Origin of the sequence: Thalassospira sp. GB04J01 (assembly GCF_000751115.1) — a bacterium.
In the GTDB taxonomy this organism is placed as follows: Bacteria; Pseudomonadota; Alphaproteobacteria; order Rhodospirillales; family Thalassospiraceae; genus Thalassospira; species Thalassospira lucentensis.
On record NZ_CCDX020000010.1, the window covers coordinates 71,426 to 95,455 of the forward strand.

The 24,030-nt window shown below is 53.3% G+C and carries 21 protein-coding genes; 12 read left to right on the plus strand and 9 right to left on the minus strand.

Going from position 1 to position 24,030, the window contains the following annotated elements; translation table 11 throughout:
- Positions 1 to 104 precede the first annotated feature (104 nt).
- The 4 genes from metH to AMM48_RS09810 all read right to left on the minus strand — a co-directional run bounded on the left by metH (position 105) and on the right by AMM48_RS09810 (position 5,842).
- Complete coding sequence (metH, locus tag AMM48_RS09795; RefSeq protein WP_102783871.1) at positions 105 to 2,750, minus strand: methionine synthase; 2,646 nt, start codon at positions 2,748 to 2,750, stop codon at positions 105 to 107.
- 38 nt (positions 2,751 to 2,788) lie between these two features.
- Positions 2,789 to 3,853, minus strand: a complete 1,065-nt coding sequence (locus AMM48_RS09800) for a homocysteine S-methyltransferase family protein (RefSeq protein WP_102783872.1) — start codon at positions 3,851 to 3,853, stop codon at positions 2,789 to 2,791.
- A gap of 49 nt (positions 3,854 to 3,902) precedes the next feature.
- Entirely contained in the window at positions 3,903 to 4,793 is an 891-nt protein-coding gene (metF, locus tag AMM48_RS09805) for a methylenetetrahydrofolate reductase (RefSeq protein WP_028791863.1), read from the minus strand.
- An 83-nt stretch (positions 4,794 to 4,876) separates the two neighbouring features.
- Positions 4,877 to 5,842, minus strand: a complete 966-nt coding sequence (locus AMM48_RS09810; RefSeq protein WP_102783873.1) for a metalloregulator ArsR/SmtB family transcription factor — start codon at positions 5,840 to 5,842, stop codon at positions 4,877 to 4,879.
- Positions 5,843 to 6,126: 284 nt separating this feature from the next.
- On the opposite strand from AMM48_RS09810, the gene AMM48_RS09815 reads away from it, so the two are divergent.
- Together AMM48_RS09815 and AMM48_RS09820 are read left to right on the plus strand one after the other, a co-directional pair.
- Entirely contained in the window at positions 6,127 to 6,936 is an 810-nt protein-coding gene (locus AMM48_RS09815) for a VacJ family lipoprotein (RefSeq protein WP_244271181.1), read from the plus strand.
- 9 nt (positions 6,937 to 6,945) lie between these two features.
- The gene (locus tag AMM48_RS09820) at positions 6,946 to 7,587 is read left to right on the plus strand and encodes an ABC transporter substrate-binding protein (RefSeq protein WP_102783875.1); all 642 of its coding nucleotides are present in this window, start codon (positions 6,946 to 6,948) and stop codon (positions 7,585 to 7,587) included.
- A 150-nt stretch (positions 7,588 to 7,737) separates the two neighbouring features.
- On the opposite strand, the gene ettA is transcribed toward AMM48_RS09820, so the two are convergent.
- The gene (ettA, locus tag AMM48_RS09825) at positions 7,738 to 9,417 is read right to left on the minus strand and encodes an energy-dependent translational throttle protein EttA (RefSeq protein WP_101299551.1); all 1,680 of its coding nucleotides are present in this window, start codon (positions 9,415 to 9,417) and stop codon (positions 7,738 to 7,740) included.
- A 611-nt stretch (positions 9,418 to 10,028) separates the two neighbouring features.
- Here ettA and AMM48_RS09830 point away from each other — a divergent pair.
- From AMM48_RS09830 to modC, 8 genes are all read left to right on the plus strand, one after another.
- Entirely contained in the window at positions 10,029 to 10,289 is a 261-nt protein-coding gene (locus AMM48_RS09830; RefSeq protein ID WP_102783876.1) for a DUF4212 domain-containing protein, read from the plus strand.
- Positions 10,290 to 10,314: 25 nt separating this feature from the next.
- Positions 10,315 to 12,081 (plus strand): sodium:solute symporter family protein, encoded by a 1,767-nt coding sequence (locus AMM48_RS09835; RefSeq protein WP_102783877.1) that lies wholly within the window; start codon positions 10,315 to 10,317, stop codon positions 12,079 to 12,081.
- Positions 12,082 to 12,222: 141 nt separating this feature from the next.
- Positions 12,223 to 14,091, plus strand: coding sequence for a DUF294 nucleotidyltransferase-like domain-containing protein (locus AMM48_RS09840; protein ID WP_102783878.1), 1,869 nt, complete (start codon positions 12,223 to 12,225; stop codon positions 14,089 to 14,091).
- 5 nt (positions 14,092 to 14,096) lie between these two features.
- Positions 14,097 to 14,786, plus strand: a complete 690-nt coding sequence (locus tag AMM48_RS09845; protein WP_022734303.1) for an exonuclease domain-containing protein — start codon at positions 14,097 to 14,099, stop codon at positions 14,784 to 14,786.
- A 62-nt stretch (positions 14,787 to 14,848) separates the two neighbouring features.
- Positions 14,849 to 15,367, plus strand: a complete 519-nt coding sequence (locus tag AMM48_RS09850; protein ID WP_102783879.1) for a hypothetical protein — start codon at positions 14,849 to 14,851, stop codon at positions 15,365 to 15,367.
- Positions 15,368 to 15,415: 48 nt separating this feature from the next.
- Positions 15,416 to 16,237: a molybdate ABC transporter substrate-binding protein gene (gene modA / locus AMM48_RS09855; protein WP_102783880.1), complete on the plus strand. Its 822-nt coding sequence runs from the start codon at positions 15,416 to 15,418 to the stop codon at positions 16,235 to 16,237.
- Positions 16,234 to 16,926 carry a molybdate ABC transporter permease subunit gene (gene modB, locus AMM48_RS09860; RefSeq protein WP_022734300.1) on the plus strand — a complete coding sequence of 231 codons (693 nt, stop codon included), beginning with the start codon at positions 16,234 to 16,236 and terminating at the stop codon, positions 16,924 to 16,926. Before modA ends, modB begins: the two co-directional genes overlap by 4 nt.
- On the plus strand, positions 16,923 to 18,053 hold the full coding sequence (gene modC / locus AMM48_RS09865; protein ID WP_102783881.1) for a molybdenum ABC transporter ATP-binding protein: 1,131 nt from the start codon (positions 16,923 to 16,925) through the stop codon (positions 18,051 to 18,053). Before modB ends, modC begins: the two co-directional genes overlap by 4 nt.
- 19 nt (positions 18,054 to 18,072) lie before the next feature.
- On the opposite strand, the gene AMM48_RS09870 is transcribed toward modC, so the two are convergent.
- The gene (locus AMM48_RS09870) at positions 18,073 to 19,011 is read right to left on the minus strand and encodes a 2-hydroxyacid dehydrogenase (RefSeq protein WP_102783882.1); all 939 of its coding nucleotides are present in this window, start codon (positions 19,009 to 19,011) and stop codon (positions 18,073 to 18,075) included.
- Between the two features lie 92 nt (positions 19,012 to 19,103).
- Positions 19,104 to 19,898, minus strand: a complete 795-nt coding sequence (locus AMM48_RS09875) for an IclR family transcriptional regulator (protein WP_102783883.1) — start codon at positions 19,896 to 19,898, stop codon at positions 19,104 to 19,106.
- 169 nt (positions 19,899 to 20,067) lie between these two features.
- Between AMM48_RS09875 and AMM48_RS09880 the strand changes: the two genes are divergently transcribed.
- Together AMM48_RS09880 and AMM48_RS09885 are read left to right on the plus strand one after the other, a co-directional pair.
- Positions 20,068 to 21,207, plus strand: coding sequence for an extracellular solute-binding protein (locus AMM48_RS09880; RefSeq protein ID WP_198413516.1), 1,140 nt, complete (start codon positions 20,068 to 20,070; stop codon positions 21,205 to 21,207).
- Complete coding sequence (locus AMM48_RS09885; protein ID WP_102783885.1) at positions 21,204 to 22,337, plus strand: CaiB/BaiF CoA-transferase family protein; 1,134 nt, start codon at positions 21,204 to 21,206, stop codon at positions 22,335 to 22,337. Before AMM48_RS09880 ends, AMM48_RS09885 begins: the two co-directional genes overlap by 4 nt.
- Before the next feature lie 83 nt (positions 22,338 to 22,420).
- Here the strand turns inward: AMM48_RS09885 and AMM48_RS09890 are convergent, their stop codons facing one another.
- Together AMM48_RS09890 and AMM48_RS09895 are read right to left on the minus strand one after the other, a co-directional pair.
- Positions 22,421 to 23,260, minus strand: a complete 840-nt coding sequence (locus tag AMM48_RS09890; RefSeq protein ID WP_102783886.1) for a fumarylacetoacetate hydrolase family protein — start codon at positions 23,258 to 23,260, stop codon at positions 22,421 to 22,423.
- A gap of 31 nt (positions 23,261 to 23,291) precedes the next feature.
- Positions 23,292 to 24,029, minus strand: coding sequence for an SDR family oxidoreductase (locus AMM48_RS09895; protein ID WP_102783887.1), 738 nt, complete (start codon positions 24,027 to 24,029; stop codon positions 23,292 to 23,294).
- Position 24,030: the final 1 nt, after the last annotated feature.

The following is a 24,030-nucleotide window of genomic DNA, read 5'->3' on the forward strand; positions in this document are numbered from 1 at the left end:
GACTGGATAAACTAATACTGGCACCCTTTTCATCCGGTCCCTGAGAACGTAAAAAAACCCGCAGAGTGCAGTCTGCGGGTTTTTTCATTGCGACCGGTTGGGCTTTACGCCCGACGCGGATCGTAATTCAGGTTCGGTGCCAACCAACGTTCGGCCTCGGTCATGGTCATGCCTTTACGTTCGGCATAACTTTCGACCTGATCGCGTTCAATCTTGCCAAGGCCAAAATATTTGGCTTCGGGGTGGGCGAAATAGAAACCGCTTACCGACGATGCCGGGGTCATCGCACAACTTTCGGTCAATTCAACGCCGACATTTTTATTGGCATCAAGCAGCTGCCACAATGTGCGTTTTTCGGTATGTTCCGGGCAGGCCGGATAGCCCGGCGCCGGACGGATACCGCGATATTTTTCCGAAATCAGATCGTCGTTGGCCAGCGTTTCATCTGATGCATAGCCCCAAAGTTCCTTACGCACATGTTCGTGCATGCGTTCGGCAAAGGCTTCGGCGAAACGGTCCCCCAATGCCTTAACCAAGATCGCATTGTAATCGTCATGCTCGGCTTCAAGCTTGGAAGCGATTTCTTCAACCTGCGGACCGGCGGTGACGACAAAGCCACCGATATAATCGGTTTTACCGCTGTCTTTTGGTGCGATGTAATCGGCAAGTGCGCGGTTCGGACGTTTGTTGTTCTCGCGGAACATCTGTTGACGCAAGGTGCGCAGCATCACCGGTTCATTATGATCGGGTGCCGGGGTTACCTCGATATCGTCATCGACCGAGTTGGCCGGCCAGATGCCAACAACGGCGCGCGGCTTGAACCATTTTTCATCAACAATGCGTTTGAGCATCGCCTGCGCGTCTTCATAAAGACTGCGCGCGGTTTCACCGACTTTTTCGTCCTTGAGAATATCAGGGAACCGGCCATGCAATTCCCAGGTTTCAAAGAACGGCTTCCAGTCAAAGCGCGACACCAGTTCAGCCAGATCGAAATCTTCAAACACGGTAATGCCGGGTTTTGCCGGAGCGGGAACATCATAGGCGTCCCAATCAAGTTGCACCTTGTTCGCACGTGCATGGCCAATCGCAAAACGCTTTTTCTGCAACTGCTGGGCCGCGTGTTTTTCCGCCATCGCGACATATTCAGCATGGATTTCGGACGCGAACTTTTCACGATGTGTTTCAGACACCAGCTTGCTGGCAACACCGACCGCGCGCGACGCATCAATGACGTAAACCACCGATTTGTTGTAGTTCGGTGCGATCTTAACCGCAGTATGAACCTTGGACGTTGTCGCCCCGCCAATCAAAAGCGGGATATCAAGACCTTCGCGTTCCATCTCGGCTGCGACATAGGTCATTTCTTCGAGTGACGGCGTAATCAGACCCGACAACCCGATCATATCAACCTTTTCGGCCTTGGCCGTTTCGATGATTTTCTGGGTTGGGACCATCACACCAAGGTCAAGGACCTCGAAGTTGTTACATTGCAGGACCACACCAACGATGTTTTTGCCGATGTCATGGACATCGCCCTTTACCGTGGCGAGCAGAATTTTACCGTTGGTTTCGCGCACCCCGTCTTTTTCTTCTTCGATGAACGGGATCAGATAGGCCACTGCCTTTTTCATCACACGGGCCGATTTCACGACCTGCGGCAAGAACATCTTACCGGCGCCAAACAGGTCACCAACGATGTTCATGCCATCCATCAAGGGGCCTTCGATGACGTGAAGGGGGCGCTCGGCCTGCTGGCGGGCTTCTTCGGCATCTTCTTCGGCGAACTCGGCAATGCCGTTGATCAAGGCATGGGCCAACCGCTCATTAACCGGTTTTTTGCGCCATTCAAGATCGGCCTTTTTTTCTGGCCCGCCCGTACCTTTGTATTTGTCCGCGACTTCCAGCAAACGGTCGGTCGCATCCGAACGACGGTTCAGGATGACGTCTTCGACACGTTCACGCAGTTCTTCGGGGATTTGTTCATAGACCACAAGCTGACCGGCATTAACGATGCCCATATCCATGCCCGCCTGGGTGGCATAATACAGGAACACCGAATGCATGGCTTCGCGGACCGGGTTGTTGCCGCGGAAGGAGAACGATACGTTCGACACACCGCCGGAAATCTTGGCATAGGGCAAGCGCGCCTTGATCAGCTTACAAGCTTCGATGAAATCAACGGCATAGTTGTCGTGTTCTTCGATGCCGGTTGCGACCGCAAAGATGTTGGGATCGAAAATGATATCCTCTGGCGGGAAACCGACTTGATCGACCAGCACCCGGTAGCTGCGTTCGCAAATCTCGATCTTACGATCAACCGTGTCGGCCTGACCTTTTTCATCAAACGCCATGACAACCACAGCCGCACCATAACGGCGCAACATTTTGGCCTGTGCGATAAAGGGTTCATCGCCTTCTTTCAGGCTGATCGAGTTAACGATCCCCTTGCCCTGAAGACATTTAAGCCCGGCCTCAATAACATTCCATTTCGAACTGTCGACCATGATCGGCACACGTGAGATGTCTGGCTCGGCAGCGATCAAATTGATGAATTTGACCATCGCCGTTTCAGCATCAAGCATGGCATCATCCATGTTGATGTCGATGATCTGTGCACCGTTCTCGACCTGCTGGCGGGCGACTTCAAGGGCTGCATCATAGTCTTCGTCGACAATCAGCTTCTTGAACTTAATCGAGCCCGCAACGTTGGTACGTTCGCCGATATTGATGAATCTTGAAATGTCACTCATGGGTCTGTTCGATCTCTTTTTCGCACTCAATATCAGGTTTATGCAGCGTCGAACGGCTCAAGGCCGGACAAGCGCATTTTCGGTTCGATCTTTGGCAACTGGCGCGGTTTGGACTGACCAACCGCATCGGCAATCGCCTTGATATGCGGCGGGGTCGTGCCACAGCAACCGCCCAACAGGTTGATCATGCCACTATCGGCCCATTCTTTGACCAGCTCGGCCATTTCCGAATCGGTCTGGTCATATTCACCAAACTCGTTGGGAAGCCCTGCATTGGGATAAACCGAAACGCGGCATTCAGCAATGCGCGATAGTTCCTGAACGTAGGGACGCAGCTGTGCGGCACCCAGTGCGCAGTTAAGACCGATCGAGAACGGCCTGGCATGACGAACAGAGTTATAGAATGCCTCTGTCGTCTGCCCCGACAGGGTGCGGCCAGATGCATCGGTAATCGTTCCCGAAATCATGATCGGAACGTCTTCGCCGCGTTCTTCCAGAACTTCGTCAATTGCAAACAAAGCCGCCTTGGCGTTCAGCGTATCGAAAATGGTTTCCACCAAAAGCGTATCCGCCCCACCGTCCAAAAGACCGTTTACCGCTTCTTTATAGGCTGTGCGCAGTTGATCGAAACTGATCGCGCGGAACCCCGGGTTATTTACATCCGGCGACATGGATGCGGTCCGATTGGTCGGGCCAATGGCACCATTTACAAACCGCACATCACCGGGATGGGCGGCTTCCCATTCATCGCAGGCCGCGCGCGCAATCTTGGCACTTTCGAAATTGATCTCGTAGGCGAGATCTTCCATGGCATAATCGGCCTGGGCAATCGTCGTCGCACTGAATGTGTTGGTCCCGTTCAGATCGGCACCGGCCGCGATATATTGCAGATGAATATCCTTGATGATGTCAGGCTGGGTCAGTGACAACAGATCGTTATTGCCTTTGACGTCCTGTTTCCAATCAGCAAACCGTTCACCGCGATAATCATCCTCGGTCAGGGTGTGCTTCTGGATCATGGTGCCCATGGCGCCATCAAGGATCAAAATCTTGTTTTCAGCCCGTTTGCGCAGCAGGGCAATGCGTTCCTTGCGGTCATTCATCATCTTTATCCAGTCATTTTTATCATGCGTTGCAATTGGCGTGCAGAGTTCAGGCAACAGCCTGTTCTGTTCCGCGAATGCCCAGCGCATGACAGATGGCATAGGTCAACTCGGCTCGGTTCAGGGTATAGAAGTGGAAATCGGTCACGCCCTCTTTCATCAACCCTTCAACCTGTGAAATGGCTTCGTGGAATGCAACCATACGGCGCGTGTCGGGATCATCATCAAGTCCATCAAACCGCCAATGGAAGCGTTTTGGTACATCCGCACCACACATCTTGGCAAATCTCAAAAGCGACCCGAAATTGGTCACCGGCAAAATACCCGGAACGATCGGCGCGGTAATCCCCGCTGCCTGACATTTATCACGGAACCGAAGATACGTTTCGTTATCAAAGAAAAACTGTGTAATCGCCCGGTTGGCCCCGGCATCAAGTTTGCGCTTCAGATAATCAATTTCAAAATCCGCGCTGGGCGCATCGGGATGCATTTCAGGATAAGCCGAAACCGAAATATCGAAATCCGCAATTTCCTTTAACCCGGCAACTAGATCGGCCGCATAGTCATAGCCCCCCGGTGTTGGTACATATGTATCACCGGCATCGGGCAAATCACCACGAAGGGCCACGATGGATCGAATGCCTTCGTCCCAGTATTTGCGCGCAATCTGTTCGATTTCCTGTTTGGTGTGTCCCACACAGGTCAGATGGGCGGCGGCCGGAATACCGGTTTCGCCCTGAATACGCGTCACACTGCTGTGTGTGCGATCACGGGTGGTTCCACCTGCCCCATAGGTCACGGACACGAATGACGGGCTTAATGGCGCAAGCCGATGGATGGACCGCCACATGGTTTCTTCCATCTTCTCCGTCTTCGGGGGGAAGAATTCGAATGAAACCCGCAGGTCATTTTTTGCTGCCGTATTGTTTTGTGCCGTCATCATATCAATCCTGTCTTCACGTTCCCTTGGCCAGGCCTTTAATTATAGGACTGGGCCTTTACTATTTCGGGGCAGGCTGCGGATCATTCCGCCGCCTTATGTGTTTTTTGTTTTGCTGTTTCCATATCTGCCCTGGCAGACCAGATCCGCACGGTTAGCGGCTTGCCCGGCAGGCTTATGACATCGTCAGGGGCAAGTTCACATGCGCGAAACCACGTACTGATTGCAGTATCGTCAAACCCCAAACGGCGGTGTGCGTGTTCTTCGCGCAGTTCTTCGCGGTCGTGGGATGCGAAATCGACCACAACCAGACGCCCGCCGGGGGCCAGAACACGTGATGCTTCGTCAATTGCGGCTTCGGGTTTTTCTGCAAAATGCAGAACTTGATGCAAGATCACGATGTCAAACATGCCGCCGGGATAGGGCAATTGATACATGTCGGCCTGACGGACCAGACAATTTGAAAGGTCAGCACGTTGCAAACGCGCACGCGCAACCGCCAACATCTCACGCGACATGTCAACGCCAACGCCTTCTTCGGCAGTGCGTCCCAGCAGTTCAAGAATGCGGCCAGTACCAGTACCGACATCAAGAATCCGTCCACCCGCGAGGTTACCGACGGCATCAAGCAATGCCTTTTCGACCACAGCCTCGTCAACGTGGAGCGACCGGATACGATCCCAGTCTTTCGCATTGGCCCGAAAATACTCGGTCGCGATCTGTTCGCGTTGGACCTTAACCTGATCAAGGCGGGCCCGATCAAGTGACAGCGTTTCATCATCCATAGGAAGGAGATCAAGTATCGGCCGGACCAGATCTGCCCCGGCACTATTATGCGGGGTACGATAAAAGACCCAGGTTCCTTCACGGAATCGGACAAGCAGCCCAGCTTCACACAGCAATTTTAGATGCCGGGACACGCGTGGCTGGCTTTGACCGATGATCTGAGTGATTTCGCTCACGGTCAACTCGCACTCGGCACAAATCGCTAACAGACGAAGCCTTGTTGCTTCTGCCGCCGCGCGCAATCTTGCCAGAACCTGTTCCATAGCAACGCCTCCCGTTCACGAAAGACAGATATAAAGATATATTTATATCTACTCAAGCCTTATTTTCCTGTCCAAAAGGGGTATGGCAAAAAAGCCACACAAAAAAAGACGTTGATCCTTTTCAATTTTTTGTTCGCTAGCGTTTAAATTCACCCTATGCTACCCACATGGATATTCGAGGCGAAGGCACGACACGACGCCCTTCTTGAGCAGGAAGTTGGTCGGGTTGCGTTTTTTGTGGTTTCTGACACAAAAACGTCGGCGAATTGGGGACAGTTTACGTATTGAACATCGGTTGGCTAAAAATAATGAAGTTTCGAAATCTTCTTTCACTTTGTGCTGTCGGGTCTCTGTCGTTTTTGGCAGCTTGTGCCTCAACTCAACCAGCGCAGGACATGAGTGATTACGATCCGATCGAACCAGTAAACCGTGTTGTTCATGGCGTGAACGGTGCAGTTGACTTCATGGTTCTGTATCCTGCTGCAATGTGGTACCGCGACATTGCACCGCAACCCGTTAAAACAGCTGTCGGAAGTTTCGTCCGCAACCTGAATGAACCGTTGAACTCCTTGAACGCATTTTTGCAAGGTGATCCGGATCAGGGTGCAGCTTCTCTGCAGCGTTTCATCATGAACTCCACACTTGGTTTCTTGGGCTTCAATGATGTTGCTGCAGATTTCGGCATTGAATATCGCCGCGAAGATTTCGGCCAGACCCTTGCCCATTACGGCATCGGTGGTGGTCCGTATATTGTATTGCCGCTGCTTGGCCCATCCAACCTGCGTGACACCACCGGCATTGCGGTTGACTACGTCGCCAACCCGCTGACCTGGGGCGCTGAAAACAGCGACACAATCAATGCCCTTTATTGGGGTGGGTTGGGCGCGACCGCGTTGCATTCACGCTACAGCACGATTAATCAGCTCAATGAATTGCAGAAATCGTCAATCGACTATTATGCAGCTTTGCGCAGCCTGTATCGCCAGCAGCGAAACACGGCCATCCGCAACGGCACACCATCGCCGATCTCGGAAGTCGAAGATGAAAGCGCATCTTTTGATTTCGATGAAGCGGTAGAAGCAGCCAGCGAATAAATGATAGCCATGCTGAAAAACAAATTCGCCATTCCCGCCGCCACAGCAGTTCTTGCTTTGGCGGCGGCGTGGCCTTTGACAGTGAATGCTGCAAATAACACATCTGTCGAGGTTGTTGAGATCGCGGCAGAACAAAGTGCATCAGCAGTTATTCAAGCACTTGCCGATCAGGCACTTGCCGACCTGACCGATCAGACCCTTTCTGATGACGTACGCCGTAAGAAATTTGTTGCTCTTATGGATCGTTACTTTGAAATGGATGTGGTGTCGCGCTTTGTTCTTGGCCGCTATTGGCGGTCAATTTCCCAAGAAGAAATCAGCGAGTTTGCCACCCTTCTGCAAAACTATCTGGCCTTGAACTATGCCAACCAGTTCAAGGAACTTAATGGTGAGCAGTTTGTCGTCGGCAACGAGACACAAAACAACAAAGACACGTTCGTTAATTCGCAGTTTGTCCGCCCAGATGGTCCTCCGGTGAGCATTGTCTGGCGCATGCGCGAATTTGACAATGAATTCAAAATCATTGATGTGTCGATTGAAGGCTTAAGCATGGGGATCACCCAGCGCGACGAGTTTACATCTGTCATTCAACAGAATGGCGATGATGTCAGCGCACTGACCAAGGCGCTTAAGGCAAAAACCGGCCTCTAATCGACATTCTCTTTGCAAACCAGATATACAGGCAAAGCCACCACCTTCGGGTTGGTGGCTTTTTCTCTGCTGAAATCACACGCCCCCAAGTACATAAGAAAAAGGCCACCCGAAGGTGGCCTTTTGTCATTCAAACCAGTTGCGCGCGAATTAGCGGGTCAACGGTTTGTATTTGATGCGGTGCGGGCGGTCGGCCTGATCACCATAGCGGCGTTTATAATCCGCTTCATATTCCTGATAGTTGCCTTCGAACCATTCGACATGCGAATTGCCTTCGTAGGCCAGAATGTGGGTGGCAATACGGTCAAGGAAGAAACGATCGTGCGAGATAACCACGGCACAACCGGCAAATTCCAGCAAGCCTTCTTCAAGCGCACGGAGCGTATCAACGTCAAGATCGTTGGTCGGCTCATCGAGCAACAGTACGTTCGAGCCCGATTTCAGCATCTTGGCAAGGTGAACACGGTTACGTTCACCACCCGAAAGCTGACCGACTTTTTTCTGCTGGTCGCTGCCTTTGAACGCAAACTGCGACACATAGGCACGCGAGCTCATCGGGCGTTTCGCCAGAAGGATCTCATCAAGGCCATCGGACACTTCCTGCCAGACGGTCTTGTTCGGATCGAGCGAGTCACGCGACTGATCGACATAGCCCATCTTGACTGTTTCACCGATCTTCAACGTCCCGGAATCCGGGGTGTCGTTACCGGTCAGCATCTGGAACAGGGTGGTTTTACCCGCACCGTTCGGGCCGATCACACCAACAATGCCACCCGGTGGCAGACGGAAGTGCAAATCATCAAACAGAAGTTTGTCGCCAAATGCCTTGGTCAGGCCCTCGGCGGTGATAACTTCGGTACCAAGACGTTCGGCAATCGGAATAACGATCTTGGTTGAATCCGGCACCGCCTTGGCGGCTTCGGCGACGAGATCGTCATAAGCACGCACACGGGCCTTGGATTTTGCCTGACGGCCTTTCGGGTTCTGACGTATCCAGTCAAGTTCGGTCGCAAGCTGTTTCTGACGGCTACCTTCCTGACGGGCTTCCTGTGCAAGACGTTTCTGTTTCTGTTCCAGCCAGGACGAATAGTTGCCTTCGTACGGGATGCCCTGACCACGGTCGAGTTCAAGGATCCAGCCGGTAACGTTATCGAGGAAGTAACGATCGTGGGTCACCAGAACGACGGTGCCCTGATAGTCTTCCAGATGACGTTCAAGCCACGCAACAGATTCCGCATCCAAGTGGTTGGTCGGTTCGTCAAGCAGCAGAATATCAGGCTTGTCCAACAGAAGACGGCAAAGCGCAACACGGCGGCGTTCACCACCCGAAAGCTTGTTAACGTCTGCGTCTTTCGGTGGGCAGCGCAATGCGTCCATGGCGATATCAAGCGTCCGCTCGAGATCCCAGCCATTGGCGGCATCGATGCGTTCCTGAAGTTCGCCCTGCTCTGTGAGAAGGTTCGTCATCTCGTCGTCGGTCATCGGCTCGCCGAACGACATGCTGATTTCGTTAAAGCGTGCCAGATCATCAACAATCTGACCACAGCCTTCCATCACGTTGCCAAGCACATCCTTCTCAGGATTAAGGTGCGGTTCCTGTTCAAGATAGCCAACACGAACACCTTCGGCTGGCCATGCTTCGCCGCCGTAATCCTTTTCGATGCCCGCCATGATTTTAAGCAGGGTCGATTTACCCGCACCGTTGTTCCCGAGAACACCGATTTTTACGCCGGGCAGGAAGGACAGTGTAATACCCTTGAAAAGTTCGCGACCGCCCGGAAGGATCTTGGTCAGGTCCTTCATGACGTAGATATACTGGTAGGATGCCATTAAATTCCCCATCCAAAAATGTCGTTGGGTCCGACCACACCGGATCGGAAAACTACGGTACGCAATCTGCACGCACCTGAAATACTTTGCCCGTTTGTAACCGACCGGCCTTCTACAAACAACTTCAAACCGCGCAAGATACAAAGCAAACAGCAGTGGCAATGCCAGAAGGGGTAAAACACGTCCCCCAATCCCGCCTACAAACGCACGCCAGATCAGCAAAAACGCCCCACGACGCGAGGGCATTCGATGTCTTTTAACGTCGCACAGCATCAACTTTGGTGATGAAATCGTGCACTTACACCTCGCAAAACAAACTTTATGCGTTTATTAGACCAGAAAAATGCACGTCATGATGCGCCGCAATGTAAATGGCAGAGCGCTGTGATTTTGTTCATGTTTTTCATTCTTCTCAGCATCTTGCAGTCCGATTCCCCCATTCTCATACGACTAATGATTAGCTTATGGCCGTTATCGAAAACTGGTATCGGATTTTGGTGCCCTAATTGGATGATTGCGCCATGACGGCACCGATTACAGGCCGCCGACCGAAAACAACATAACCAAGACGTCGGCAGAGGAAGTTGTCATTTCTAGGAAGGAGACGCGCGATGAATGACCAAAGCGCAGCCTACTGGAAGAGAAACGTGAAACTGGTCGCAACCTTATTGGCGATCTGGTTCATCGTTTCCTACGGTTTCGGCATTTTGTTTGTCGACGCCCTTAATACGATCGAAATAGCGGGCTTCCAGCTTGGTTTCTGGTTTGCCCAACAGGGGTCCATCTATGTCTTTGTCGCATTGATTTTCGTCTATGTGGCCAAGATGAACAAACTGGACCGTGAATTCGGCGTTCATGAAGACGACGATTGACGCTTGATCTGGGGAGACAGACAAGATGGATCTTACCACCCTTACCTACATCGCCGTTGGTCTGAGTTTCGCGCTGTATATCGGCATCGCGATCTGGGCCAAGGCAAGCACCACCGGCGAATTTTATGTCGCTGGCAAGGGCGTTAACCCGGTCGTCAATGGCATGGCGACCGCAGCAGACTGGATGTCTGCTGCTTCCTTCATCTCAATGGCCGGCCTGATTGCCTTTCTTGGCTATGGCGGCTCGGTCTATCTGATGGGCTGGACCGGCGGCTACTGCCTGCTGGCGATGCTGCTGGCACCGTACTTGCGCAAATATGGCAAGTTTACCGTGCCGGAATTCATCGGTGACCGTTACTATTCCAAAACAGCCCGTATCGTTGCTGTGATCTGCCTGATCTTTATTTCGTTTACCTATGTGGCAGGCCAGATGCGTGGCGTTGGGATCGTATTTTCGCGCTTCCTTGAAGTCGAACTTATTACCGGTCTGGTTGTCGGTATGGGTATCGTCTTCATCTATGCCGTTCTTGGCGGCATGAAGGGTATTACCTATACTCAGGTTGCTCAGTATTGCGTCCTGATTGTTGCCTATACCATTCCGGCAATCTTTATCGCATTCCAGTTGACTGGCAATCCGTTGCCCCAACTGGCCTTCGGCTCCACGATCAATGGCACGGGCGAGTTTATGCTTGAACGCCTCAACAGCGTCGTGACCGAACTTGGTTTCCTTGAATACACAACAACCAACAAATCGACGATCGACATCTTTGCCATCACACTTGCATTGATGGTCGGTACTGCCGGTTTGCCACACGTTATCGTGCGTTTCTTCACTGTCCCAAAAGTACGTGATGCACGTTCGTCGGCAGGTTGGGCGTTGGTTTTCATCGCACTGCTTTACACCACTGCACCGGCAGTTGGTGCAATGGCACGTCTGAACCTGACCGAAACCATCCAGCCTGGCGAAGTTGGTGCAGAAGACGGCAATCTGTCCTACGAAGAACGCCCGGACTGGATGAAACGCTGGGAAACCACCGGTCTTTTATCGTTTGAAGACAAAAACGGTGATGGCCGTATCCAGTACTACAATGATGCCAACGCAGACTTCGCGACCAAAGCAGCCGAATATGGCTGGGCCGGGAACGAGTTGACCGTTGACCGTGACATCATGGTTCTGGCCAATCCGGAAATCGCACAGTTGCCAAACTGGGTGATTGCACTGGTTGCAGCCGGCGGCATTGCAGCTGCACTGTCGACGGCTGCAGGTTTGTTGCTGGTGATTTCGTCTGGTGTGTCCCATGACCTTCTTAAGGGGACATTCACGCCTGACATGACGGAAGGCCAAGAGCTTATGGCCGGGCGTGTTGCCGCGGCGGCAGCCATCGTGATCGCGGGTTATCTTGGCTACAACCCGCCGGGCTTTGTGGCACAGGTTGTAGCATTTGCCTTTGGTCTTGCGGCAGCATCGCTTTTCCCGGTTATCATCATGGGGATTTTCTCCAAGAAGGTGAACCGCGAAGGTGCCATTGCCGGGATGCTGGTCGGCCTGATCTTCACCATGGGCTATATCATGGCCTATAAAGGGATCTTTATCCCGGTCATGATCGAAAACGTTGAGGCCAACTGGCTGTTCGGTATTTCGCCGGAAGGCATTGGTGTGGTTGGCATGTTGCTGAACTTTGCGGTGGCGTTTGGGGTATCGAAAGTTACCGCAGAACCGCCAGAGCATATCCAGCACATGATCGAAGATATCCGTGTTCCCAAAGGGGCCAGCGGTGCCGTCGACCATTAATCGGTCGGCAGGTTTGCTAAATTAAAATCTGTTGCAGGCCCCCGGATCATCGTTCTGATCGGTCCGGGGGCTTTTCTTTTACCGCTTTGTCAGGCAACAATAAATCCGAGCACTTCTTGCGCGACAGGGGACCGGTCGACCATGAGCATCGAACTTGAAGAAATCGCAGAATTCCTCAAACAGCATCATCCGTTTGATCTGTTGCCTGATGACGTGATTGAAAGCCTGCCCAAGCGTCTGACCGCACGCTACTTCCGGGCCGGAACCAAGGTTCTGTCGCCAGAACAGCAATGCTTGCACCTTTATATTATTCGCACCGGCGGCACCGAAACCCGCGACCCGAACGGTCAATTGCTTGCGCGTCTGTCTGAGGGCGAATGCTTTGGCGTCCGCGCGATGTTTCGCAAAGGACGGGCGGCGAACAACATCACCACGCTTGAAGACAGCCTGTGTTATTTGCTACCGGAAAAAGACTTCCACGATCTGGCAGGAAAATATCCGCAGTTTAACTACTTTTTCGCCCAGATGGGCGGGGATCGCCTTCGCCGCGGCATGCAGATGATTGAAAGCCGCGATGATGACCAACTCAAACTCATGAGCGTCAAGGTCGCCGATTTGATTGCACGCGATCTGGTCAGCATTGATCGCAGTGCAACCATTCTCGATGCAGGCAAACTAATGTGCGATGAACAGGTATCGTGCCTGCTGATCACGCAAAACGGTGATGAAATTGCCGGTATCATAACCGACCGCGATTTGCGTAATCGCGTCATTGCGCAAGCACGCAGCTTTGACGAACCGGTTACGGCGATCATGACCGACAAGCCGATTTCAATCCATCCCGACGATTACGCCTTCGATGCGCTTTTGACCATGACGCGCAACAACATCCGCCACCTGCCCGTCCTTAAGGATGGCAAGGCGGTCGGCATGATCACGACCAACAACCTGCTCGCGCGCCAATCGCTTTCGGCGGTCTATATGGCCGGAAAAATCAGCAAGCTTAACGACCCGGCCGATATGGCAAAGGTCATAGCACAGGTGCCCGAACTGCTTAGCCATTTGATCGAAGCCGGGGCGACGTCACAGAATGCCGGACATATCGTAACAACATTGTCGGATGCGGCGACCGTGCGGCTTCTTCAACTGGCCGAGGAAAAGCTTGGCCCACCGCCCGTGCCCTATGTCTGGATGGCTGGTGGATCACAGGGCCGTCAGGAACAAACCGCCATTTCAGATCAGGACAACTGCCTGATCCTTGATGATGCCTACCTTGAAGAAACCCACGGGGCATACTTCGAGGCACTCGCTGAATTCGTCTGCGATGGCTTAAACGACGTCGGGTATGTTTTCTGCCCCGGTGACATGATGGCCAAAACCGCCGAGTGGCGACAACCGGCAAAAGTCTGGCAGAACTATTTCAACAAATGGATCGAACAGCCCGAACCCAAGGCCTTGATGCTGTGTTCTGTCTGGTTTGATTTGCGCCCCATTCACGGGACCAAATCCCTGTTTGATGACCTGCATCGCGTCATTGTTTCCAGAGCCAAGGACAACCGGATTTTCCAGGCCTATCTGGTTGGCAATGCGATGACCCATCACGTGCCACTCGGCTTTTTCAAAAACTTTGTGATGATCCGGGGCGGCGAACATGACAGCACGCTTGATTTAAAACATAACGGGGTAGTGCCGATTGTCGATCTAACCCGTATTCACGCCTTGGCCAACGGCGTCGACGAGGTAAATACGTTTGATCGCCTGCGTGCGGTGAAGGCATTCCCGTCCATCAGTACACAAGGGGCGTCTGACCTTTTGGATGCATTTGAATTCATCAGCATCACCCGCCTTAAACATCAGGTCCGCCAAATTCGTCAGGGCCACGCACCAGATAACTTTTTACACCCCGAAAGCCTGTCGGCGTTTGAACGCACCCACCTCAAGGATGCATTCTCCGTTATCAAAAACCTTCAAAGTGCGCTTGAAACCGCCTTTGGCAAAAGCGGGACCTGATCATTATGGGCCTGCGCCAGAAAATTACCGACAGCCAGTTCTACCGCGACTTGGTTCAACGTCGTGCCACCGGGGCACTGCGCACGTATTATGACGTTCCAGCGGCGGACCCAACGCGACCGATCATGGATACGGAGTTTATCGCCCTTGATCTTGAGACCACCGGTCTTGATCCCAAACGCGACGAAATCGTCAGTCTGGGCTGGGTGATCATTCGGCAGCTTGGCGTTGATTTTTCCAGTTGCGAACATATTCTGGTGCGCCCGACCAAGGAACTCACGGAAAGTTCGGTGGTGGTGCACCGGATTTTTGACAGTGACGTCGCAAATGCCCCGAACATCAAAGCGGCCCTCGAACTGCTTTTACCGCAGATGGCCGGTCGTGTTTTGATTTCCCATCATGCCCCGATTGAGCTTGGTTTTCTGGGCCATGCCTGCAAACGATGCTTTGGCGCGCCGCTGCAAATCCCCACCGTTGACACTCTTGTTCTGGGGTTGCGAGACCTTCACCGTCAAGGACAGCCGTTTAAATCAGGGGCCCTGAAACTTGATAATCTGCGACGGTCACACAACCTGCCGCCCTTTCGCGCGCATAATGCCCTTTCTGATGCGATTGCGGCATCCGGATTGTTTCTGGCGCAGGTATCAAAACGTGATCCCAAAGGCGTACTTGAGCTGCGCCGTGTCCTGCGATAACTCGACGACAAGACATATCAAGTGTCTTTAAACCAAAATAGAATTTAGGGAGGCACGGTCGGATGTATGTCTTTATTTTTACGACAGTTGTTATCGGCTTTGCCGCAGCAGGTGTCATCATGCTGCTGTTTCGTCTTTTGGGCCGAAAGGTGCCGAAGTATGTCATTCCCTTCACCGCAGCAATCGCCATGTTCTGCTATATGATATGGGATGAATATAGCTGGTTTGATCGATATGCATCCCGCCTGCCAGATACCGTGATCATCACCCAGACATTTGCCGATGAAAACGTCTTTGCGCCCTGGACTTTGATCACGGCTCCGATCAATCGCTTTACCGCTGTTGACCGGGAAAAAGTTATCATCAACCCACAAGCCCCGAATGAAAAGCGCGTCACGACCTTGTTGCTTAAAAAAGGCAGCACCACATTGGCTCTGACCCATCTGGTCAATTGCACTACCGGCAAACGTGGTTACATCACCGATCAGACCAGCCTTGATCAAAGTGGCTTTCCAACCGCCATTGATGAATGGTTTGATCTTAAACCCGACGATCCATTGCGCGCAGCCGTTTGTGGTTGATCACTTACCACCAGTTGTCTTTTGTTTTGTCATGTAAAAGAGTTCAGAATGCCTCACCTGCGTCGATTACTGGTAGTGCCCCTGTCGTTGCTGTTGCTTGGTCTGGGAAGCATTGCAGCACCTGCGTGGTCAGAGGACATCACCGTCTTTGCCGCGGCTAGCCTGACCAATGCAATTGAAACCGCCGCACAACAATATGAGGAAAAAACCGGCACCCATGTTCGGCTTTCTCTTGCCAGCTCGTCGACACTCGCACGCCAAATTGCCGCAGGCGCACCAGCAGACATATACATCTCGGCCAATGAGAAATGGATGGACTGGCTCAATGATCAGGGCGTCATCCAAGCCAACAGCCGTCAGGATATTTTGGCCAACAGCCTTGTTCTGATTGCACCTACCAACAGTACAACACTGCCGACCGATATCACCAAAAACACTGAAATCGCCGACCTGATTGGTCATGACGAACGCATCGCCGTTGGTGATCCCGATCATGTGCCCGCAGGCATTTACGCCAAACAGGCCCTGACAACACTTGGTCAATGGGATGCGGTCAATCCCCGGCTGGCGCGCGCAGATAACGTCCGTTCTGCACTTGCACTTGTTGAACGTGGCGAGGCGCCACTTGGTATTGTTTACCGCACGGATGCGATGATTTCCGATAGGGTTAAAATTATTGGCACCTTCCCCGCAGACAGTCATCCGTCAATCACCTACCCGATTGCACTTATTGATCCGCAAGACGGCGACGCAGCCTTAAAATTCCTCGTTTGGCTTTTGGGGGATGACGCGGCGACGATTTTTGCCGACTATGGCTTTGACGCCATCGCAACCAGTGTAACCATTACCCCGGATACAGCGGCACAATGATCACTTTGACGCCTGCCGAAATCGACGCATTGTTGCTCAGCCTGCGCATCTCGGGTGTTGCGGTTGCCTGTGCGCTTCCGCTTGCGGTCTTAACCGCGACGGCCTTGGCCCTTGGACGGTTTCCCGGGCGTTTTATTCTTGATGCCTGCGTCCATCTGCCGCTGATCCTGCCGCCGGTGGTGATGGGCTATTTGCTGTTGATCGGATTTGGCACGCGCGCCCCGCTTGGCGCGTGGCTCTATGAAACGTTTGATATCCGGTTTGTCTTTAGCTGGACCGGGGCGGCACTGGCATCAGCAATCGTCAGCTTTCCGTTTCAGGTGCGCGCCATCCGGCTGAGCTTGGAAAACGTCAATCACGGGCTGTATCAGGCGGCTGAAAGCCTTGGCGCGGGGCCAATTGACCGGTTCTTTTCGCTGACCTTACCGCTGGCATGGCCGGGCATCATTGCCGGTGCGATTACCGCCTTTGCCGCAAGCCTTGGCGAATTTGGCGCGATCATTACCTTTGTCTCGAACATTCCGGGCGAAACGCGCACGCTGCCGCTTGCGATCTATACCGCCATTCAAACACCCGGCGGTGAGTTGGCTGCGGCCCGGTTGGCTGCACTGTCCATCGGGTTGGCCTTTACCGGGTTGCTGCTGTCTGAACTTGCCATGCGGCGTATCCGCAAAAGGAACGCATCATGAGCATTTCTGTCAGCATCTCGCATCAAATCGGGAAATTCGCACTCGAAGCTGATTTCAGCATCGAAGAACCGGGGATCACCGCCCTGTTTGGACCGTCGGGCAGTGGCAAGACAACGATCATTAACATCATTGCCGGACTAACCCGGCCACGGCGCGGACGCGTGCAGCTTGGTGATCGGGTTTTGTTTGATCACGCGCGCAGCATCAACCTTGCCATTCGTAAACGCCGTGTTGGATATGTGTTTCAGGATGCCCGCCTGTTTCCGCACATGTCCGTACACGACAACCTTTATTACGGTGCCAAACGTAACCGGTTGAAACTGCCTGCATCTGATCAGCAAGACATCATCGAGATGCTGGGCATTCATAAATTGCTGCATCGTCAGCCGAACAACCTGTCTGGCGGTGAAAAGCAACGTGTTGCACTTGGCCGTGCGCTTTTGGCCAATCCGGATGTCTTGTTGCTTGACGAGCCGTTATCGGCCCTTGATCAGGCGCGTAAGGAAGAAATACTGCCGTATTTTGAAAGCCTGCGCGATCAACGCAAACTGCCGATCCTGTACGTCAGCCACGCGATTGATGAAGTCGCGCGTTTGGCTGATCAGATGGTGGTGATTGATAACGGCAAAACGCTGGCAAACGGATCCGTATTTGACATTCTGGGCCGAACCGACCTTGCCCCGCTTGCCGGGCAGTTTGATACCGGTACGGTTCTTCCGGCACGGGTCGCCAGCCGCGACCCCAAGGCACAGGTCAGTTTTCTTGATTGTGCCGGGCAACGCATCGTCGTGCCATACCTTGGTCATGCGATAAATACACCAGTGCGTCTGCATATACGTGCGCGTGACGTGATGATTGCCCGCACCCCGCCAGCCGGGATAAGTGCCAACAATGTCATCCCCGTCACCATCACCCGAATGGCCGGAAGCAACAACGACACCCTTGATATCAGTCTGGCCTTTGGCCATGACTTGGACGCCATTCACACCGGCCCGGCATCAGACCGGCCAAGCATCCATGCCCGGATTACCAGTTGGTCGGCAAACCGATTGAACCTTGGATTACATCAAAAGGTCTTTGCCGTGATCAAATCGGTCACGGTCAATGGGCATCTGCGCGAGCAATAGACCGCAGCGCAATCCGCCATTAGACGACCGGTGTTACAAGTTCGCCACGTTGGTCCCACGCATCAAGATTATCAACAACCAACTGCGCCATGGCATCGCGGGTTTCAATCGTGCCGCTGGCACTATGGGGATACAGAACCACATTGTCGAAATCGGCAAATGCACGGTCCATATTGGGTTCATTGTGAAACACATCCAACCCGGCACCGGCAATCACGCCGTTACGAAGGGCATCGATCAGAGCCGGCTCATCGATCACCGACCCACGGGCAATATTGACCACATAGCCATCTTTGCCCAATGCAGATAATACCGGCGCATTGACAATCCCCTTGGTCGCGTCCCCGCCGGGACAGGCCACCATCAGAATGTCAGTCCATTGCGCCAGGGCAACCAGATCATCGAAGTAACGATAATCGACCTGTTTGGGGCTGCGCCCGAAATAGCCGATTTCAACCCCACTTGGTTCGGCGCGCGATGCAATTCCCTGCCCGATCCGGCCAAGCCCGACAATGCCAAGCTTTTTACCCCGCACGGACCGCGTAAGCGCCATTGCACCTTTTTGTGCCCATTGACCACTACGTGCCCAATGATCCCCAACCACGATACGGCGCAAGGTGGCATGCATTAGCATGATGCCGGTATCGGCAACATCATCGGTCAAAACATCGGGTGTGTTTGACACATGGATACCCCGTGCGCGGCAAGCCTCGATATCAATCGAGTCATACCCAACACCAAAACTTGTAATCACCTCAAGGTTCGGCAAATCGTCAATCAATCCATCGGGCAGCCCAAAACCAGCAGATGTCACAAGGGCGGTGATGTCTTTGCCGGTCTGGTTCAGAAACGCTTGCTTGTCATTCATTTGATCCCAGCGATGCAGATCGTATTTTTGGGAAAGCATTGCCGTATAGGCCGGACGGACATCCAAAAGGGCAAGAACGGATCGCGACATGAGGGGTTACTCCGATGGGGCAAGGACCCACAGAGTAGCCAACGCCAACTTGTAAAACAAGTTGTTAAAATTGCTTACATCGCAGTTTCATCTTAACTGTTGCCAGCCCCGGCACCGAGCCGGCGCGAGATATCCGCACATAGCGCGACCAGACGTTCCCGACATTCATCGACGGTAACGATGGAGGTTCCCGACAGGCGATGGATGAACGGGATTGTCAGGGCGGCGACAACCTTGCCCGAGAAATCAAAGATCGGGGCGGACAGGTTCAAAACGCCTCCGATGGTCAAAGATTGGGATTCACAATATCCGGCTTCTCGCACGTCACGCAAATCGGCAAGGAAGGCCTGGTGTTCCTCTTTACCTTCTCCACCGGCTTCCTGAAGCAACATGTCACGCGCGTCTGGTGCCATCCATGCCGCCAGAACTCGGCCTGATGCCGTGTCATAGATGTTGATCTGCGCGCCAAGGCGTACGGCGGTAATGTTGTTATCCGGGCAGTCAACTTGCGCGATGACAAGCACCATGCCCGAATGAATGATCGCCAGATGCATCGACTGGTTCACATCATTGGCAAGGCGTTGCATCGCCTCCCCCGCGATGGAGGTCAGGCGACGGATTGGCGGATGACGGTGTGCGACTTCGAACATCTTGGTCGTCAGCAGATACCGGTCATCATCTTCGCGCTGTTCGACATATCCGCGCTGGCACAGCACCATGAGCATACGGAAAATTTCCGAGGTATTGCGCCCCAGTTCCTTGGCAATGGCGATCTGCGACAACCCATCCGCCTCAGAGGCAAGAAGCTCAAGAATATCAAGCCCTTTTGACAATGCCGGGGCGCGGTATTTTTCTTCTTCCGTTGGTACTTCGGCTTTGCCGTTCATAGGTCCTCTCAGGGGTTTGCGAACCGCTTTTTACATTAGGCGGAGTATATGCGCGCGGGCTGCTTTCTGGCAACCGAACCTGCGTTAGCATAAACACAATATCAAATATAAAATACTCTTTCATTTATAAATGATCACCCTTAAAGTGACGGCAGGAGGAAATATTTCTATGCCCGACACAATACGCCTTAGGGGAATGACGTGGTCTGATCCGCGTGGCTACGATCCATTGGTTGCTGCGAGTTCTGCGTTTCGTGAACGCCATCCCAATGTTGATATCGTTTGGGACAAACGATCCCTTCAGGGGTTTGAAAGTACCCCGGTTGAGGAACTGGCAAGCGCCTATGACCTGATCATCATTGATCATCCCCATGTCGGTGCCGTGGTTGAAAAAAACTGCCTTCTTCCAATCAATCACTTTGGCGACCAAGACAAGTTGGAGCAGCTATTTGCCGAGACAGTCGGCAAAAGTTTTCAAAGCTATTTCTACGATGGCCATCAATGGGCCTTACCCGTTGATGCCGCCTGTCAGGTGCAGGCATTGCGCCCGGACCTTTTAACCGCCCCCGCCCCACGTTTTGACGATGTCCTTGCCGAGGCAAAAAAGGGTCGTGTGGTCTGGCCACTGCGCGCGCCCCACGTGCTGATGTCGTTTTTCACGTTACTGGCAAACCATGGCGCACCTTTCCCGGTGACGCGTCACACACAGATTGACAGTACCGCCGCACGCGACGTCATTGCCGCCATGCAGGCATTGGTTAGCCTTGTCGATCCGGCCTGTTTTGACATGGATCCGATTGCTGCCCTTGATGCGCTTGCAGACGGTGATCAATTTGCCCTGTGCCCGTTTGTTTACCTGTACGCCCCTTATGGCCGGGTGGGGTATCGTTCCCATCGCATTGCTTTTCACGACATGCCGTCACTTGGCGCGTCGGGGCCCCTTGGATCGGCACTTGGGGGAACCGGCATTGCAGTTTCATCTGGCACCAAACACCCCGAAATTTGCACCGACTTCGCGCTTTGGGTGGCATCGTCTGACATCCAGCGCGGACTGTATTCCCAGAACAATGGTCAACCGGGAAATGCGGTTGCCTGGGGCGACAAATCGGTGAATGCCCCGGTTGGCGGACTTTATAACAATACCCGCATGACCCACGAGGCGGCATGGCTGCGTCCGCGCCACGCCGGATATATGGCTTTTCAGGAAGACGCATCCGAAATCCTGCTGGATCTTCTTCGCGAAAAAACCACCCCGGATGCAGCCCTTCCCGCCCTTCAGAACCGATTTGACGAAAGCTTCTGCGCATGACTGAACTGTTGCCCCTTGATGGCCTTAAGGTCCTTGATTTCTCGCAATTCCTGGCCGGGCCCTACTGCGCCTTAAAACTGGCTGACCTTGGCGCGGATGTGGTCAAGGTTGAACGCACCGGGCTTGGTGACCTGTCGCGGTATCTGTATCTGACAGACACCAAGATCGGCGGCGAAAGCACGATCTTTCACGCGATCAACCGTAACAAGCGGTCGATTGCGGTTGACCTTAAATCAGACGAAGACAAAGCCCGGCTTCGAAAGCTTGTGGCCGACGCCGATGTGATTTTGCAGAATTTTCGCCCGGGTGTGATGGAACGGCTTGGGTTTGGCTACGAAGACGTCAAAAAAATCAATCCCACCGTCGTTTACGGCACGGTTACTGGCTATGGCTCGGACGGCCCGTGGGTGAACCTGCCCGGACAGGATCTTTTGGCCCAAGCCCGATCTGGCGTTATGTGGCTTTCGGGTGGGCAGGATGACGGCCCGGTGGCAATGGGACTGCCGGTGGCCGATGTGCTTGCCGGTTCCGCACTGGCACATGGTGTTTTGGCCCTGCTTTATCGCCGGGCGACCAAGGGGATCGGTGGGTATGTCGAAACGTCCTTGATCGAGGTTCTTGCCGATTTGCAGTTCGAACTTCTGACGACATGGTTCAATGATGGCAAGCGAACCCCGAAACGCTCCAAGAACAATCCGGCCCATGCTTATCTGGCCGCACCATATGGCGTGTATGAAACCGCCGATGGCTATATCGCCATTGCCATGGGGAAACTTGAAATTGTTGCGCAAATCACCGGTATTGGCACGGACATCACCACGATGGATGCCTTCAAACAACGCGATGAAATAAAGGCCCGCTTGGCTGCACGCCTTAAGACATCAAGCAGTGCCGACTGGATGGAAAAATTCGTCGCCAATGATATCTGGGCCGCCCCGGTCATGGATTGGGATGGTGTGGTTGAAAGCGGTATCTTGCAGAACCTTGATATGGTTCAGGACATCCGACGGGGTGATGTTGAAATGAAAACGACAAAATTGCCCTTACGGATTGATGGCAGCCGTCCGGCATCCTCGAAGGCCGCCCCCGAACTTGGCGAAGCAAATGACCTGCTGGAAAGCGGTTGGTAAGAGACGAAAGATTACTCCCTAAACTCATAAAGCGCGGCTCCGTTGGGAACCGCGCTTTACTTTTGTCTTCGCTTAAAAGACGCTTAGTCGTCCTTGACGCAAACCTGACGCTGCGTACCCAGCTTGTCGATGCCGAGCTCCACCACATCGCCCTCTTTAAGATAGCGCGGCGGTTTAAAGCCAAGCCCCACACCGGGAGGTGTTCCGGTCGAAATGATATCGCCCGGATGCAGGGTAAAGAACTGCGACAAATACGCAATCAGATGCGGCACGCGATAAACCATGGTTGCGGTCGAACCGTCCTGAACACGCTCACCGTTCACATCGAGCCACATGCCAAGCTTGTCAAAATCGCCAACTTCGTCCGGGGTCACGAGCCACGGACCGGTCGGACCAAAGTTGTCCGACGATTTGCCTTTGGACCATTGGCCCGCACGTTCGATCTGATAAGCGCGTTCAGACACATCATTGATCAGGCAAAAACCGGCAACGTGATCCATCGCATTTTCTTCGGAAACGTATTTTGCGGTTTTGCCAATGACAAAGCCAAGCTCTACTTCCCAATCGGTTTTTTCAGACCCACGCGGAATGATGATCGGATCATTCGGACCGCAAATCGCCGAGGTGTATTTGGCAAAGATAACCGGTTCTGGCGGTACTTCCATACCAGACTCAGCAGCGTGATCGGCATAGTTCAGACCAATACAAATGAACTTTCCGGTTTGCCCGACGCACGCACCCAGGCGTTGCGCGCCATCAACCAGCGGCAGCGATTCTGGATCAATCGATTTAAGCGTATCAAGACGGGTCAGAACGTCACCGGCGATATCGCCAACATGCGCTGACAGGTCGCGCAGATTGCCGTTCGCATCCACAAGTGCCGGCTTCTCTGCCCCGCGTTCTCCATAACGTGCGAATTTCATCTTACTTCACTTCCTTCTTTTCAATTTTCGCTTAGGCAGTCCAGCCGCCGTCGACAACGTGAATGACACCGGTGGTAAATCCGCTCTCTTCAGAGGCCAGATAGGTTACCAGTGCTGCTATTTCTTCGGGCTTACCAATCCGGCCCATCGGCTGACGCCCGATAAAGGCCTTGAGCGCACCGTCATAATCCCCGGTCGCACGCAACCGTTCATGCAAGCTTGGGCTGTCGACTGTTCCCGGTGCTATGGCGTTACAGCGAATGCCCTGTTTGACATAATCGTTGGCAATCGCCCGTGTCATGCCCGCAACCGCCGCCTTAGACGCAGAATAGACCAGCCGGTTTACAGGGCCGGTTACCGGCCCCGCGACCGAGGACATATTAATGATCGACCCGTGACCTTTTTCAATCATTCCGGGCAGCACGGCACGGATCATGCGGAACTGTGACTTCACATTCAAGTCGAAAGCAAAGTCCCACTCTTCTTCGGTCGCCTCAAGGATCGTACCGTTATGGACAATGCCCGCACAGTTAAACAGAACATCAACGGTGCCAATTTCGTCCACCAATGACGTGATTGCCGCCTTATCGGTGACATCCAGCTTTCTGGCCTCAATCCCGTCAATTGCGGCCAGTTCAGCAAGGGCTTTGTCGTTGATGTCGGTTGCGATCACACGTCCGCCTTCGGCGGCCAGACGTTCTGCCGATGCGCGACCGATCCCCTGCCCGGCGGCCGTCACCAGACACAGCTTTCCTTCAATTCTTTTCATG

Coding starts and splice junctions, on each gene's coding strand:
- AMM48_RS09870 (WP_102783882.1), bottom strand. CDS start 19,011: ATGTCGCGATCCGTTCTTGCCCTTTTGGATGTCCGTCCGGCCTATACG.
- metF (WP_028791863.1), bottom strand. CDS start 4,793: ATGACGGCACAAAACAATACGGCAGCAAAAAATGACCTGCGGGTTTCA.
- AMM48_RS09880 (WP_198413516.1), top strand. CDS start 20,068: ATGCCCGACACAATACGCCTTAGGGGAATGACGTGGTCTGATCCGCGT.
- AMM48_RS09845 (WP_022734303.1), top strand. CDS start 14,097: ATGGGCCTGCGCCAGAAAATTACCGACAGCCAGTTCTACCGCGACTTG.
- ettA (WP_101299551.1), bottom strand. CDS start 9,417: ATGGCATCCTACCAGTATATCTACGTCATGAAGGACCTGACCAAGATC.
- AMM48_RS09850 (WP_102783879.1), top strand. CDS start 14,849: ATGTATGTCTTTATTTTTACGACAGTTGTTATCGGCTTTGCCGCAGCA.
- AMM48_RS09810 (WP_102783873.1), bottom strand. CDS start 5,842: ATGGAACAGGTTCTGGCAAGATTGCGCGCGGCGGCAGAAGCAACAAGG.
- modC (WP_102783881.1), top strand. CDS start 16,923: ATGAGCATTTCTGTCAGCATCTCGCATCAAATCGGGAAATTCGCACTC.
- AMM48_RS09820 (WP_102783875.1), top strand. CDS start 6,946: ATGCTGAAAAACAAATTCGCCATTCCCGCCGCCACAGCAGTTCTTGCT.
- metH (WP_102783871.1), bottom strand. CDS start 2,750: ATGAGTGACATTTCAAGATTCATCAATATCGGCGAACGTACCAACGTT.
- AMM48_RS09885 (WP_102783885.1), top strand. CDS start 21,204: ATGACTGAACTGTTGCCCCTTGATGGCCTTAAGGTCCTTGATTTCTCG.
- AMM48_RS09895 (WP_102783887.1), bottom strand. CDS start 24,029: ATGAAAAGAATTGAAGGAAAGCTGTGTCTGGTGACGGCCGCCGGGCAG.
- AMM48_RS09890 (WP_102783886.1), bottom strand. CDS start 23,260: ATGAAATTCGCACGTTATGGAGAACGCGGGGCAGAGAAGCCGGCACTT.
- AMM48_RS09800 (WP_102783872.1), bottom strand. CDS start 3,853: ATGAATGACCGCAAGGAACGCATTGCCCTGCTGCGCAAACGGGCTGAA.
- AMM48_RS09835 (WP_102783877.1), top strand. CDS start 10,315: ATGGATCTTACCACCCTTACCTACATCGCCGTTGGTCTGAGTTTCGCG.
- AMM48_RS09875 (WP_102783883.1), bottom strand. CDS start 19,898: ATGAACGGCAAAGCCGAAGTACCAACGGAAGAAGAAAAATACCGCGCC.
- AMM48_RS09830 (WP_102783876.1), top strand. CDS start 10,029: ATGAATGACCAAAGCGCAGCCTACTGGAAGAGAAACGTGAAACTGGTC.
- modA (WP_102783880.1), top strand. CDS start 15,416: ATGCCTCACCTGCGTCGATTACTGGTAGTGCCCCTGTCGTTGCTGTTG.
- AMM48_RS09840 (WP_102783878.1), top strand. CDS start 12,223: ATGAGCATCGAACTTGAAGAAATCGCAGAATTCCTCAAACAGCATCAT.
- modB (WP_022734300.1), top strand. CDS start 16,234: ATGATCACTTTGACGCCTGCCGAAATCGACGCATTGTTGCTCAGCCTG.